The organism is Cellulomonas telluris, from assembly GCF_004886325.1.
Taxonomy (GTDB): Bacteria; Actinomycetota; Actinomycetes; order Actinomycetales; family Cellulomonadaceae; genus Cellulomonas; species Cellulomonas telluris.
In genome coordinates this window covers 614,556-628,834 of sequence record NZ_QXFN01000005.1, presented here as the reverse complement: position 1 = coordinate 628,834, position 14,279 = coordinate 614,556, and the positions used below count along the sequence as shown (strand labels likewise).

9 protein-coding genes are annotated in these 14,279 nt (G+C 72.8%); 1 reads left to right on the top strand and 8 read right to left on the bottom strand.

Annotated elements, in window-relative coordinates; all coding sequences use genetic code 11:
• Positions 1 to 633: 633 nt before the first annotated feature.
• From glgB to FB586_RS18345, 6 genes are all read right to left on the bottom strand, one after another.
• The gene (glgB, locus tag FB586_RS18370) at positions 634 to 2,988 is read right to left on the bottom strand and encodes a 1,4-alpha-glucan branching protein GlgB (protein WP_136520762.1); all 2,355 of its coding nucleotides are present in this window, start codon (positions 2,986 to 2,988) and stop codon (positions 634 to 636) included.
• A gap of 96 nt (positions 2,989 to 3,084) precedes the next feature.
• Positions 3,085 to 3,939 (bottom strand): LacI family DNA-binding transcriptional regulator, encoded by an 855-nt coding sequence (locus tag FB586_RS18365; protein WP_246036930.1) that lies wholly within the window; start codon positions 3,937 to 3,939, stop codon positions 3,085 to 3,087.
• Positions 3,940 to 4,002: 63 nt separating this feature from the next.
• A complete protein-coding gene (locus FB586_RS18360) occupies positions 4,003 to 6,546 on the bottom strand; it encodes a glycoside hydrolase family 2 protein (RefSeq protein WP_136520761.1) in 2,544 nt (847 codons plus the stop codon).
• An 83-nt stretch (positions 6,547 to 6,629) separates the two neighbouring features.
• Positions 6,630 to 7,451 carry a carbohydrate ABC transporter permease gene (locus tag FB586_RS18355; RefSeq protein ID WP_136520760.1) on the bottom strand — a complete coding sequence of 274 codons (822 nt, stop codon included), beginning with the start codon at positions 7,449 to 7,451 and terminating at the stop codon, positions 6,630 to 6,632.
• The gene (locus tag FB586_RS18350) at positions 7,448 to 8,422 is read right to left on the bottom strand and encodes a carbohydrate ABC transporter permease (RefSeq protein WP_136520759.1); all 975 of its coding nucleotides are present in this window, start codon (positions 8,420 to 8,422) and stop codon (positions 7,448 to 7,450) included. The genes FB586_RS18355 and FB586_RS18350 overlap by 4 nt, the downstream gene beginning before the upstream one ends.
• A 10-nt stretch (positions 8,423 to 8,432) precedes the next feature.
• Complete coding sequence (locus FB586_RS18345) at positions 8,433 to 9,764, bottom strand: ABC transporter substrate-binding protein (protein WP_136520758.1); 1,332 nt, start codon at positions 9,762 to 9,764, stop codon at positions 8,433 to 8,435.
• A 210-nt stretch (positions 9,765 to 9,974) separates the two neighbouring features.
• On the opposite strand from FB586_RS18345, the gene FB586_RS18340 reads away from it, so the two are divergent.
• Positions 9,975 to 11,216 (top strand): ROK family transcriptional regulator, encoded by a 1,242-nt coding sequence (locus FB586_RS18340; protein WP_136520757.1) that lies wholly within the window; start codon positions 9,975 to 9,977, stop codon positions 11,214 to 11,216.
• Between the two features lie 27 nt (positions 11,217 to 11,243).
• On the opposite strand, the gene FB586_RS18335 is transcribed toward FB586_RS18340, so the two are convergent.
• Positions 11,244 to 12,548 carry a phosphotransferase gene (locus tag FB586_RS18335; RefSeq protein ID WP_136520756.1) on the bottom strand — a complete coding sequence of 435 codons (1,305 nt, stop codon included), beginning with the start codon at positions 12,546 to 12,548 and terminating at the stop codon, positions 11,244 to 11,246.
• Complete coding sequence (gene treS, locus FB586_RS18330; protein WP_136520827.1) at positions 12,545 to 14,251, bottom strand: maltose alpha-D-glucosyltransferase; 1,707 nt, start codon at positions 14,249 to 14,251, stop codon at positions 12,545 to 12,547. Before treS ends, FB586_RS18335 begins: the two co-directional genes overlap by 4 nt.
• Positions 14,252 to 14,279: the final 28 nt, after the last annotated feature.

Genomic DNA, 14,279 nt, shown 5'->3' with positions numbered 1-14,279 from the left:
TGGTACTGCACCCGCCAGGGTGTGGGAGAGTAGGACGCCGCCGGACAACCATTCCACGAAGGCCCACCCGATCACGGGTGGGCCTTCGTGCATTCCAGCGACAATTCCCGCCTCCGCTGGGGCATCACCGGAACGGGTCACCCCGGCCGTGCGCCCTGACGTAGCGGAGCGCCCGCGGACGACCGCACCCGGTGACGGGTCAACGCCTGAACGTGAAGAGCTGAACGGCGAAGAGAGGGCACCGCGCGGCCGAAGCACGGCCACACCGCGCGGCCCGAGCACGGCCGCACCCCGCGGCCGAAGCACGGCCACACCGCGCGGCCGAAGCACGGCCACACCGCGCGGCCGAAGCACGGCCACACCGCGCGGCCGAAGCACGGCCACACCGCGCGGCCGAAGCACGGCCACACCGCGCGGCCGAAGCACGGCCACACCGCGCGGCCGAAGTTCGGCCGCACCGGACGGCCGCACACATGGCCACGGAGAAGCGGCGCGTCTACGAAAGTGCCGCGGCGGATCGAGGAGCCCCCGCGCGGCCCTCAGGCGTCCGCTCACCGATACCACGGCGAAGGCCCCGCACGCGCCGCGTGCGGGGCCTTCGTCGTGCCGCTGCGCCCGGGTGGGCTGGCAGGCCTACGCGGGCACCTCCGGGTCCGCGTCCAGGTCCGGGCCGGTGCCCAGCACGGTGCCGGCGGCCGGAGCCGGCCCCGTCGCGGGGTCCGCCGCGGTGGCGACCGCGGCGGTGCGGGCCGCGTCCACCTCCGCGGGGTCGGGCGCGCTCGCCTCGGCCGTGCTGCCGGGCGCGAGCTCCTCGGCGACGAAGACGACCGCACCCAGCGGGGGCACGCGCACCGACGCCGAGTACGCGCGGCTGTAGTGCTCGACCGGCTCGGCGTCCACGCCGCCCAGGTTGCCCACCCCGGAGCCCCCGTAGTCGAGAGCGTCCGAGTTGAACGCCTCGCGCCAGCGGCCGCCGTGGGGGAGCGGGAGGCGGAAGCTCTCGTGCGGCACGCCGGCGAAGTTGACCACGACGGCGACGGCGGGGGAGTCGGTGCCTTTGCGCAGATACGCGAGCAGGTTGAGGTCCGACTCGTCGGACGCGAGCCACTCGAAGCCGTCGGGCGTGTGGTCCAGCTGCCACAGCGCCGGCGTCTGCCGGTACAGCGCGTTGAGGTCCTGCACGGCCCGCCGTACGCCGGCGTGGGCGTGGTCGTCGAGGGCGTACCAGTCGAGGGACCGCGCCTCGGCCCACTCGCCCTGCTGCGCGAACTCCTGGCCCATGAACAGGAGCTGCTTGCCGGGGTGGGTCCACTGGTAGGCCAGCAGCGCACGGACGCCGGCGAGCTTCTGCCAGTGGTCGCCGGGCATCCGCTCGTAGAGCGACCCCTTGCCGTGGACGACCTCGTCGTGGCTGATCGGCAGCACGAAGTGCTCGGAGTACGCGTACACCAGCGAGAACGTGATCTCGTGGTGGTGGTAGCGGCGGTTGATCGGCTCCTCGCGCAGGTAGCGGAGGGTGTCGTTCATCCAGCCCATGTTCCACTTGAGGCCGAACCCGAGCCCGTTGGCCGACGTCGGTGCCGTGACGCCCGGCCACGCGGTGGACTCCTCGGCGATCATCATGATCCCGGGCGTGCGGCGGTACGACGTCGCGTTCGCCTCCTGGAGGAACGAGATGGCCTCGAGGTTCTCGCGGCCGCCGTACACGTTCGGGCGCCACTGGCCCGGCTGCCGGGAGTAGTCGAGGTAGAGCATCGACGCGACCGCGTCGACGCGCAGGCCGTCGACGTGGAACTCCTCGAGCCAGTACGTCGCGTTCGCGACGAGGAAGTTGCGCACCTCGGCACGGCCGAAGTTGAAGACGTACGTGCCCCAGTCCGGGTGCTCGCCGAGCAGCGGGTCCGGGTGCTCGTACAGGGCGGTGCCGTCGAACTGGGCGAGCGCCCACTCGTCCTTCGGGAAGTGGGCCGGGACCCAGTCGAGGATGATCCCGATGCCGGCACGGTGCAGGCAGTCGACCAGGTAGCGGAAGTCGTCGGGGTGCCCGAAGCGCGAGGTGGGCGCGTAGTACGACGACACCTGGTAGCCCCACGACCCGCCGAACGGGTGCTCCGCCACGGGCAGCAGCTCCACGTGGGTGAAGCCCATCTCGACGACGTAGTCGGTGAGCTGGTGCGCGAGGTCGCGGTACGAGAGCCCCTGCCGCCAGGAGCCCAGGTGCACTTCGTAGACGCTCACCGGCCCCGCGTGCGGGTCGCTGCCGGCGCGGCGTGCGAGCCACTCGTCGTCGCTCCACTCGAACCGGGACTCCACGACGACCGAGGCCGTCGCGGGCGGCACCTCCGTGGCCTTGGCCATGGGGTCGGCCTTCTGCCGCCACGAGCCGTCGGCGCCGAGGATCTCGAACTTGTACCGGGCGCCGGCGCCGACGCCGGGCACGAAGATCTCCCAGACGCCGCTCTCCCCGAGGGAGCGCATGGCGTGGGTCGCACCCTGCCAGTGGTTGAAGTCGCCCACGACACGCACGGCGCGGGCGTTGGGCGCCCACACCGCGAAGGCCGTGCCGCTCACCTCGCCGAGCGTGCCCGGGTAGGTGTGCGTGTTCGCGCCGAGCACGAGCCACAGCTGCTCGTGGCGTCCCTCGCGCACCAGGTGCCGGTCGAGCTCGCCGACGGTCGGCAGGAAGCGGTACGGGTCGTCGACCGTCCCGGGGGAGCCGCCGTACGTCACCTCGAGGCGGTAGTCCGGCACGTCCGTGCCGGGCAGGACCGCGACCCACACGCCGTCCTGCTCGTGCCGGGCCTCGACGCGGGTGTCGCGGGTGACCACGACGACCGAGTCGGCCATGGGGCGCAGGGTCCGGACGGTCACGCCGCCGTCCCCGACGTGGGGGCCGAGCACGCCGTGCGGGTCGTAGTGGGTGCCCGCCGCGATCGCACGCAGGGTGTCGGCGTCGACGGGGACCGGTGTGGGAGCAGCCGCACTCATGTGCCTACCCAACCACTGAGCGCACGTCCCCGCAGGTGGGAGCGGGGAGCCCGCGCGGGCCGCGTGTCGACGCGTCGCGAACCGCCCCGATCGGCGCTACCGGAGGCGGCGGGCGGTGCTGCCACGGGCGACGAGCCGGGGCAGCGGGGCGGTCGACGCCGTGGGGTGCCCGGACGCGAGCAGGTTGAGCACCGAGTCCGCGACCTGCACGCCCATCGCGTGCACGTCCAGGCTCATGGCCGACAGCGGCGGGTGCGCCAGGCGGCACAGCGCCGAGTCGTCCCACGCCAGCAGCGACACGTCCTTCGGCACGCCGAGGCCGAGCTCGTGCGCGACGCCCAGGCCGGCGACCGCCATCACGTCGTTGTCGTACACGATGGCCGACGGTGCGTTGCCGTTGCCGCGCCCGAGGAGCGCCCGGGTCGCCCGGGTGCCGGACTCCTCCCCGTAGTCGCCCTCCACGACGACGGCCCGCGCGCCGAGGGACTCGCACTCCTCGAGGAACGCGGCCGTGCGGACCTGCGTGTGGGTGAGGGTGGCCGGGCCGGAGACCCGTCCGACCGTCGTGTGCCCCAGCCCCACGAGGTAGCCCACCGCGTCGCGCATGGCCTGGCCGTTGTCGATCCAGACGTGGGCCACGCCCTCGAGGGCGCGGTCGGGACCGCCGACCACGACCGTGGGGATGGCCAGCTCGCGCAGCACCGTCAGGCGCGGGTCGGCCTGGACGATGTTGACGAGCACGACGGCGTCGACGAGGCCGCCCTCGCCCCAGCGGCGGTACGCCCGGATCTCCGCGTCGTGGTCGGGGACGACGTGCAGCAGGAGGGAGCGGCCGTCGGTGGAGAGCCTCTCCTCGATGCCCCCGATGAGCTCCATGAAGAACGGCTCGAGCCCGAGCATGCGGGCCGGACGGGCCAGCACGAGGCCGATCGCGTCGGAGCCCTGGGTCACGTCCGCCAGCGTAGCGGTGGCCGGTGCGACGCCTGCCCCGGCCACCGCGGGCACTGCCACGGCTCAGCCGGCGACGACCGCCCCGCGCACCACGGGGACGACCACGTCGTTCGCGGTACGCAGGACGGGCACGCGCAGCAGGTCCTGCGGGTCGATCGCCGCGGACGTGCGGACCCGGAACCGGGCCCGCGCACCCGCCGGGAGCGTGACGAGCGCGTCGTCGACCCGGGCGTCGGGATCGAGGTGGTCGACGAGCAGGGTGACGTCCTTGGCCAGCGAGTGCGCGACGACGTCCACCTGGAACCCGTCCTGCGTCGGCGCGACGGTGGCGGACAGGGGCTGGGGGTGCAGCTCGAGCTCGACGTCCTCGACCCACGTGTGCACCGTGCGCGCGTGGTCGAGCGTGACGACGAGCGCCTCGCGCGCCCGGTCCTCCGGGGAGCGCAGCGCCTCGGGGATGCCGAACGTGCCGGCCGACCAGGCGCCGACCGTGAGCGGCAGGTCCGCGGCGGCCAGGACCGTCCCGTCGAGGCGCTGCCGCTCCAGGCGCGCGACCCCCTTCCACAGGGTCGGGGTGTCGTTGACGACGGCCAGCGCGTCCCGCCCGTCCCGCGGCTGCACCGTCACGAGACGCTCCGCGAACGCCGCGCGCATCGCGTACCACAGCGGCTTGGGTCGCTCGTCGCCGTCCACCGCCGCCCAGGACGTCACGGGCCAGCAGTCGTTGAGCTGCCAGACGACGGCGCCGGCGGTCGTCGGCCACCAGGACCGGTAGTGCTCGACGGCGAACCGGATCGCGCGCGCCTGGTTGAGCTGTGCGGCCCAGTGCCAGTCGACGAAGTCGCCCGGGACGCCGAGGTGGGGCGCCATGCCGCGGTCGAGCTTGCCGTTGCCGTCGTCGGCCTTCTGGTGCAGCAGGAAGGTGGGGTGCTCCTTGCCCGCGACCTCGCCGTCCTCGCCGCGCACCGCACGGCGCAGCGTCGCCCACGTCGGCGGGCCCTGGAACCCGAACTCCGAGCAGAACCGCGGCACCTCGTCGCGGTACACGGTGTAGTCGACGCGGTTCCACACCTCCCACTGGTGGTGCGTGCCGTGGTCCGGGTCGTTGGGGTGCACGTCCTCGGGCGCGAAGCCGGGCGACGTCGGGCTGTTCGCCGCGTAGGGCCGCGTCGGGTCGAGCTCCGCGACGACCGCCGGCAGCAGCTCGAGCGCGTAGGCCCGGCCCCACGTGCGGCCGTCGAGCTCCTCCTTCCAGCCCCAGTCCTCGTGGCCCCACAGGTTCTCGTTGCCCCCGTTCCACAGGACGAGCGACGGGTGCGGGGTGAGCCGCGCGACGTGCTCGCGCGCCTCGGCCTCGATCTCGTCCCGCAGCGGCTGCTCCTCCGGGTACGCGGCGCAGGCGAGCAGGAAGTCCTGCCACACGAGCAGCCCGCGCTCGTCGCACAGCTCGTAGAAGTCCTCGGACTCGTAGATGCCGCCGCCCCACACGCGCAGCAGGTTGAGGTGCGCCCCGACGGCCTGGTCGAGGCGCCGCGCCAGTCGTGCGCGGGTGAGCCGCGTGAGGAGGTGGTCGTCGGGGATCCAGTTGGCGCCCTTGACGAACACGGGCCGCCCGTTCACCCGCAGCGTGAACGCGGTGCCCTGGTCGTCGGGCGACGTGTCGAGCTCGACCGTGCGGAAGCCGATCCGGCGCGTCCAGCCGCCCAGCACCGAGCCGGTGCCGCGCACGGCGGCGGGCGCCGCGAGGTCGGCGGCACGCAGCTCGACGGTCAGGGCGTGCAGCGGCTGCGCACCGTGACCGACCGGCCACCAGAGCGGGGCGTGCGCGACCTCGAGGCGCACGACGCTCGACGTGGCGCCGGCGTCGACGCGCGCCACCGCCTCCGCGCCCGCCACGGACGCGTGCACGACGAGCGGGACCTGGCCGCCCGGCAGACCGGACCGCTCCACGTCCACGTGCACCTCGACGACGCCCGTCCCGTCGGGCTCGACCGTGACGAGCGGACGCACCTCGGCCAGGCGCGCCACCCGCCACCGCTCCACCCGCACGGGGCGCCACAGCCCGGCCGTCTGCAGGTCGGGCCCCCAGTCCCAGCCGAACGAGCAGGCCATCTTGCGGACCATGTTGAACGGCTGCGGGTAGGCCAGCGGCCGCGGGCCCAGCCGCTCCGCCTCGGCCTCCGCGTGGGTCAGGGCGGACGCGAGCTCGACGCGCAGCCGCTGCGTCGCGGGCCGGACGCGGTCGCGCACGTCCACCCGGTACGAGCGGTGCATGTTGCGGGTGCGCAGGACGACCTGGCCGTCCAGCAGCACCGTGCCGACCGTGTCGACGCCCTCGAGGACGAGGTCGACGCGCTCGTCGTCGGCGGGCGGGTCGAGCACGAGCTCGCGCTCGTAGGCCCAGTCGACCCGCTTCATCCACGCCAGCCGCAGCTCGTGGTCGTCGACGTACGGGTCCTCGAGGAGCCCGGCGTCCAGCAGGTGCGTGTGCGACGTGCCGGGCACCCGCACGCGCAGCCCTGAGCGGAGCCGGTCGGCGAGGTGGGCGGGCAGGTCGCCGGCGGTGGCCGTCAGCGTCCAGCCGTCCTGCAGGTCGAGGTGGGTCACGTGGTGCTCCTAGCGGTGGGGCGTGCCGGCGCAGGGCCGTCGTGCGCGTGCGGGCGGCGGGGGTCGGGTGGCGGCGGGCCGGCCTACTTCGTGGCCCCGGAGGTGAAGCCGTTGTAGATGTACCGCTGCAGGAACAGGAACAGCACCAGGATCGGCACGATCGTGATGATCACGCCGGCGGAGATGATCTCCCACTGCGACCCGAAAGGCCCCTTGAACGCGAACAGGGAGGTCGAGATGGGCCGCAGGTCGGGGTCGGGCAGGTACAGGAACGGCAGGAAGAACTCGTTGTAGATGCCGATGCCCTTGATGATCACGACCGTGGCGATCGCCGGCTTGAGGTTGGGCAGGATGATCTGGAAGAAGATCCGCAGGTGGCCGGCCCCCTCGATCATCGCTGCCTCGTCGAGCGAGCGCGGGATCGCGCGCATGAACTGCAGGAAGATGTACACCGAGATGATGTCGGTGCCCATGAACAGCAGGATCAGCGCCCACCGGGTGTTGTAGAGGCCGAGGCCGTTGATGATCTGGAACGTCGCGACCTGCGTCGTGACGCCCGGCACCAGGGTGGCGAGCAGGAACAGGTTGAGCACCGCGCCGCGCCCGACGAACGAGAACCGGTCGACGGCGTAGGCCGTAGCGGCGCCGATGAGGATGGTGCCCGCGATCGCCGCGACGAAGATGATCACGGTGTTGAGGAAGCCGAGCGCCATGTCGCCGCGCGTGAACGCGGTGACGTAGTTGTCGAACGTCCAGCTCTGCGGCAGCGCGAACGGGTTGGTCGCGAGGAACTCCTGGCCCGTCTTGAAGGAGCCGAAGAGGATCAGCCCGAGGGGCAGCAGGGTCACGACGGACGCCACGACGAGCGAGGTGTACTTCAGCGTCCCGGTGATCGCGCGGGTCATGTCAGGTCCACCTCTCGCTCGGGCACCAGGCGGCGCTGCAGCCACGTCACCAGCAGGACGATCACGAGCAGCACGACGGCCATCGCGGACGCCAGCCCCACGGTGTTGCGGTTGAACGCCATCCAGATGGTGCGGATCACGAACGTCTCGGTGCCGTTGCCGCCGTTGGTCATGACGAACGGGATCTCGAAGACGGACAGGGCGCCGGAGATGGCGAGGATGAACGACAGCCCGAGGATCGGGCGGATCGACGGCAGGATGATGTGCCAGAACTGGTGCCACCGGGTGGCGCCGTCGATCTCCGCCGCCTCGTAGATCTCGCTGCTGATGGACGAGATCGCGCCCAGGAACATGACGAAGTTCAGGCCCATGTAGCGCCACACCGAGACGGCGGCGAGGGAGAAGTTCGCGATCTCGGGGTCACCGGTCCACTGCTGGACGAGGCTCTCGAGCCCCGCGGTGAGCAGGACCGTGTCGAGGCCGCCGCCGGGCTGCAGGAAGTTGAGGAAGATCAGGCCGATCGCGACGCCGTTGATGAGGTAGGGGAAGAACAGGATGCCCTTCCACAGGTTCTTGGCCCGCACCTTGAACGACAGGATCGTCGCGAAGTACAGCGCGAGCGCCATCTGCACGAAGGAGGCGCCGAAGTAGTACAGCGACACGTAGAAGACCCGCACGTTGTCGGGATCGGTGAAGACCTCGGCGTAGTTCTCCAGCCCGACGAAGTTCTTGACCTTGTCCAGCCCGTCCCAGTCGGTGACGGAGTACCAGAACATGTTCGCCACCGGCACGTACGTGAGCAGCACGAGCAGGGCGAGGGGGACCAGCAGGAACAGGTAGGGCGTCAGCCGGCGCGACCACGCGGGGACGCCGCCCGTACCGCCCGGCCTGCGCCGGGCGGTACGGGCCACGCCATCCGCTGCCGTGGCCGCCGTGGTCGAGGCCTGGAGGCTCGACGGAGCGGTCGTCATGGCAGGGACCTCAGTCGCCGACCTCGGCGCGGCCCTCGGCCCACGCCGTGTTCAGCTCCTCGAAGATCTGCTGCTTCGTCTTCGCACCCGAGCGGGCGGCGTCGATCGTCGCCTGGCGGAACTTCGGGTCGGTCGTGACGATGCCGGAGGCGGTGTCGATGTCGGCGAACAGCGACTCCTCGCCCTCGGGTGCCGGGTTGAGCGTGATCAGCTCGACCTGGTCCATGAAGCCCTCGAGCGCCGCGGGGACGGGCCCGTCCTTGAGCGGCGACAGGCCCACCTGCGACTCGGAGTAGCCGGACTCCTCGTTGAACCAGTCGATCCAGGCGCGCGCCGTCACCTTGTTGTCGGAGTTGACGTTGATCCCGAGGTTGTAGTCCCCGCCCGCGACCGCGTGGAACGTGCCGTCGACCTGGACCGGGACCGGCATGTAGGCGATGTCGTCGGCGCTCTCGCCGGCGTCCTCCGCCGCGGCCTGCATCTGCGGGATCGCCCACGAGCCGAGCACCATCGTCGCGACCTGGCCGGTGCCGAGGAGCCGCTTGGACTCCTCCCAGTTCGTGGTCGTCGGGTCGGCCTCGACCAGCTCCTGCGCGACCGCGTCGTAGATGGTGCCGTCGACCACGCCGTAGTCGGTGCCCTCGGCCCACGGCTCGTCGGACTCGACCATCTTGTTCTTCCAGTCGGGGTCGGCCGTGACGGCCCCGAGCCAGCCGTCCCACTGCGACAGGGGCCAGCCGTCCTTGTAGTTCGTGTACAGCGGTGCGACCTCGGCGACGCCCGCGTCCTTGATCGTCTGCAGGTCCTCGAGGAACTCCTCGGGCGTCGTGGGGAAGTCGGTGACGCCGGCCTCCTCCCAGACGCGCTTGTTGTAGACGATGCCCTGCACGTTGCCGACGACCGGGATGCCGTACGACTGGCCCTCGAAGGACTTGTCGTTGATCCAGCTGTACTTCTCCGCCATCTCCTCCTGGCTGCCGAGCGGCTCGAAGAACTGCTCGTACTGGTCGGGCGTCACCGAGCCGGGGATGGCGAGGACGTCGCCGTACTCGTCGGTGTTCATACGCGTCTTCACCTCGCCCGCGTAGTCGGTGAGGGCCTCGACGGTGACGTCCGTGACGTCCGGGTACTTCTCCTTGAACTGCTCGACGTACTCGTCGAACGTGCCGTCCTCCACCAGGTCGGTCCGCCAGGTGAGGACGGTGATCTCGCCGGACGGCTCGCCGTCCGCGCTCTGCTGGCCGGAGCCCGAGCCGCCGCCGGAGCAGGCCGCCGTCAGGGCGAGGACCGTGAGTGCCGCGGACGCCGCGGCGACGCGCGCACGTCGCTGGGGAAGGAACATCGTTGATCCTCTCGTCGTGGCCGGCACCTCGGTGTGCCGACGGCAGGCGCGGGGCGAGGGGGAGGTCCCGTCCGTGCGCCGTGGTAGATTCTTAGGCCGCTGAACAAAGTAAGTCAACGGTGTGTGCCGACGTCCTCGACAGCTCCGGGTCCGTATCGTGAGGAGCCGCCCGTGACGCCTCGCGCCGGGCCCACCAGGACGGGAGGACGCGTGAACGGTGCGCAGCCGGGGCTCGGAGCCGCCCACGCGAGCAGCCGCGCCGCGATCCTCGACGTGATCCGCGCCGCCGGCACGATCAGCCGTGTCGAGCTCACGCGGGCCACGGGGCTGACCGCCGCGACCGTCTCCACCGTGGTGCGGCGCCTCATCGACGAGGGCCTCGTCGTCGAGGCGGGCCGCGCGGAGTCCACCGGCGGCAAGCCGCGGATGCTGCTGCAGCTCGACCCCTACGCGCGCTACGCCGTCGGCGTCCACCTCGACCACGCCGGCATCACGTACGTCATCGCGAACCTCGGCGGCGCCGTCGTCGCCCGCTGGCGCCGGCCCGGTGCCGGCGCGGACGACCCGCGCGAGGTGGTCGCGCGCATCGCGGCCGAGATCGCGACGACCATGACCCGCATCGGCATCGACCCGGCGGTCGTGCTCGGGGTCGGCGTCGTCTCACCGGGCCCGATCTCGACGTCCACGGGGATGACGCTCACCCCGCCGGTCATGCAGCACTGGGCGGAGTTCCCCCTGGGCGCCGCCATCGAGGACGCGACCGGGCTGCCGGTCCTGCTCGACAACGACGCCACCGCCGCGGCCGTGGGCGAGTACTGGTCCGGCGGTGTCGCCACCGGCGCCGCCTGCGCGACGCTCTACATGGGCACCGGCATCGGCGCCGGCATCGTCGTGGACGGCACCGTCTACCGCGGGCGCAGCTCGAACGCGGGGGAGATCGGGCACGTGTGCGTCGCCCTCGACGGCCCCGAGTGCTGGTGCGGCAGCCGCGGCTGCGTCGAGGCCTTCGCGGGACCGGCCGCGGTCGTCGCCCAGGCAGCCGCCGCCGGTGTCGCGCTGCCCGGACGCGGCGTCTCGGAGGACTTCGCCGCGCTCGCCCGCGCGGCCGCCCGCGGCGAGGCGGAGCCGATGCGCCTGCTGCGCGCGTCGGCCGAGTACCTGGGCGTCGCCGCCCAGACGCTCGCCAACGTGCTCGACCTCGACCTCGTCGTCCTCACCGGTCCGTCGTTCGCGCTCGCGGGCTCGCTCTACCTGCCGGCGGTGCAGGAGCGGCTCGCGCGCGGCTTCTTCGCCCGCGGTGCGCACCCCGTCCGCGTGACGATCTCCACGCACGCGTCCGAGGCCGCCGCCGTCGGCGGGGCCGCGCTCGTCCTGCAGAGCGAGCTCGCGCCGCGCCAGGTCGGCACGCGCATGGTGGTCGAGGCGCTCACCGACCTGCCCACCGGCGCCTGACGGACCGCGCCGGCGACCGGGACGCGGTCACGGCAGCAGCCGGTCCAGGCCCGCCTCGGGGATCGGCGCCCACGTGGGGCGGTTGCGCGCCTCGTACACGACCTCGTAGAGCATCTTGTCGAGCTCGAGCGCGCGCAGCAGCAGCCCCCGCGTCGACTCGTCCACGTCCGACGGCGCCGCCGCGGCGTAGCCGGCGAGGAAGCCGTCGCGCGCGTCGCGGGTCCAGGCCGCGGCGGCGTCGCCCGTCAGCCCGCCGACCGCCGCGGCGTAGTCGAACGAGCGCAGCACGCCGGCCACGTCCCGCAGCGCGAGGTCCGGGCGGGTGCGCTCGGCCAGCGGCGCGAGCGGCTCGCCCTCGAAGTCGATGACGAACCAGCGCCCGCGCGAGCGCAGCACCTGGCCCAGGTGCAGGTCCCCGTGCACGCGCTGGCGCGGGGGAGCCGCGGGCAGCGCGGCGACCTGCGCGGCGACCTGGCGCACGCCCTCCGCGCGGTCCGCCACGCGCGGCACCGCCGCGGTCGCCCACGACAGGCGCGTGGTCAGGGCGGCCGCCACGGTCGGCGGACCGGCGGCGTCGTCCGTCGTGCCGAACGCGCGCGCCAGCGCCGCGTGCATGCCGGCCACGACCTCGCCGAGCTCCCGGGCCGCCGCCCCGAAGGGCCGGCCCTCGCGGGCCCACGCGCACGCGAGCTCGAAGCCGTCCTCCGCACCGGGCACGAACGCGCTCATCACCCCGAGGTAGCCGACGGACGGCTCGGCGCCGCCCGCGGCCGTCCAGCGCACCTGCGCCCACGCGAGCGGCTCCGGGACGCCGTCCCAGCCCTGCTCGGTGAGGCGGCGGGGCACGTCGATGTCCGGGTTCTCGCCCGCCGCGACCGTGCGCAGCACCTTGAGGATCCCCACGGGCGCGCCCGTGGCACGGTCCGGCAGCACCACCGACGTGTTCGACTGCTCGCCCGTGACCACGCGCGCCGCCTCGGCGTCGACGTCCGCACCCGGGCCGTCCGCGTGCGCGAGCCACGCCGCGACGAACGCGGGGTGCCCGGCACCGTCGAGCACCGTCAGGTCCCCGTGCGTGCCGACGACCGGCAGCGTCCCGCCCGTCTCGCCCGGCACGAGCACGACGGGCACCTGCAGGAGCACGTCCACCGACCCGGCCCGCGCCCGCACGAGCAGCACGCGCACGTCGTCCGCGAGGTCGACGGTCGCCACCGGCGCGAGGTCGGCGTCCGCCCCCTTCACGGGGTACCACCGCCGCTCGGGCAGCCAGCCGCGCAGCAGCGCGACGACGCCCTCGTCGAGGGCGTCCGGGGTCCGGGCGTCGAGGATCACGGTGCCGTCAGCTCCAGCCAGTAGAAGTCGCGCGACCCGAGCGTGAACGTCACCGTCCCGTCCTCGCGGACGGCCGGGAACGCGGCGCCGCCGAACACGTCGCGCAGGTGCCAGCCGACGTGCTGCGGCAGCGACACGGTGGCGGCGCGCGCCGTGGCGGCCATGTTCGCGACCACGAGCATCGTCTCGTCGTCCGTGCGGCGCAGGAACGTCAGCACGGCGTCGTTGTCCGACGGCACGATCTCGAACGAGCCGAGGCCGAGGGCCCGGTGCCGCCGGCGCACGCCGAGCATGCCGTGCACCCAGTGCAGCAGCGACGTCGGCTGCGCGAGCTGCGACTCCACGTTGATGTTGCCGTAGTGGTAGACGAGCGACTGCACCACGGGCAGGTACAGCTTGCCGGGGTCGGCGACCGAGAAGCCCGCGTTGCGGTCGGGCGTCCACTGCATCGGCGTGCGGACCGCGTCCCGGTCCGGCAGCCAGATGTTGTCGCCCATGCCGATCTCGTCGCCGTAGTACAGGCAGGGGCTGCCGGGCAGCGAGAGCAGCAGCGCGTGCGCGAGCTCGATCTCCTTGCGGGAGTTGTCCAGCAGCGGCGCCAGGCGGCGGCGGATCCCGACGTTCGCGCGCATGCGCGAGTCGGGGGCGTACCACCCGTACATCGACGCGCGCTCCTCCGTGGACACCATCTCGAGCGTCAGCTCGTCGTGGTTGCGCAGGAACGTGCTCCACTGCCCGCCCGCCGTGGGGATGGGCGGGGTGTCGGCGAGGATGTCGACGATCTGCGTGGCGCGCTGGTCACGCAGCGCGTAGTAGATGCGCGGCATCACGGGGAAGTGGAAGCACATGTGGCACTCCGGCGCCTCCTCGGTGCCGTAGTAGTGCACGACGTCCTCGGGCCACTGGTTCGCCTCGGCCAGCATGATGCGCCCCGGGTACTCGGTGTCGATCATGCGGCGCAGGTCGGCGAGGAACCGGTGCGTCTCCGGCAGGTTCTCGCAGTTCGTGCCCTCGGCCTCGAACAGGTACGGCACCGCGTCGAGGCGGAACCCGTCCACGCCGAGGTTCAGCCAGAACCGCGCGACGTCGAACATCGCCTCCACCACGCGCGGGTTCTCGAAGTTGAGGTCCGGCTGGTGGGAGAAGAACCGGTGCCAGAAGTACTGGCGCCGCACGGGGTCGAACGTCCAGTTCGACGTCTCGGTGTCGACGAAGATGATGCGGGCGTCCTGGTACCGCGTGTTGTCGTCGCTCCAGACGTAGAAGTCGCCGTACGGGCCCTCCGGGTCCGAGCGCGACGCCTGGAACCACGGGTGCTGGTCGCTCGTGTGGTTCATGACGAGGTCGACGACGATCCGCATGCCGCGGTGGTGCACCTCCTGCACGAGCGTGCGGAAGTCGTCGATCGAGCCGTACTGCGGCGCGACGGCCGTGTAGTCGGACACGTCGTACCCGCCGTCGCGCATCGGCGAGGGGTAGAACGGCGGCAGCCACAGGCAGTCGACGCCGAGCCACTGCAGGTAGTCCAGGCGCTGGATCAGGCCCTGCAGGTCGCCGCTGCCGTGCCCGGACGAGTCCGAGAACGTGCGCAGCATGACCTCGTAGAAGACCGCCGTGCGGTACCAGTCGGGGTCGCCGGTGCGGCCGTCGCGGCCCGCCGGCTCGGGCACGGCCGGCTGCCGGCGCGCCGGCAGACCGCGCATCGCGATCGTCCCGGTGGTGGGCGGCGGC

Bases quoted from the DNA above. Each gene is read 5' to 3' on its own strand.
- glgB (WP_136520762.1), bottom strand. From the start codon at position 2,988: ATGAGTGCGGCTGCTCCCACACCGGTCCCCGTCGACGCCGACACCCTG.
- FB586_RS18355 (WP_136520760.1), bottom strand. From the start codon at position 7,451: ATGACCCGCGCGATCACCGGGACGCTGAAGTACACCTCGCTCGTCGTG.
- FB586_RS18350 (WP_136520759.1), bottom strand. From the start codon at position 8,422: ATGACGACCGCTCCGTCGAGCCTCCAGGCCTCGACCACGGCGGCCACG.
- FB586_RS18345 (WP_136520758.1), bottom strand. From the start codon at position 9,764: ATGTTCCTTCCCCAGCGACGTGCGCGCGTCGCCGCGGCGTCCGCGGCA.
- treS (WP_136520827.1), bottom strand. From the start codon at position 14,251: ATGCGCGGTCTGCCGGCGCGCCGGCAGCCGGCCGTGCCCGAGCCGGCG.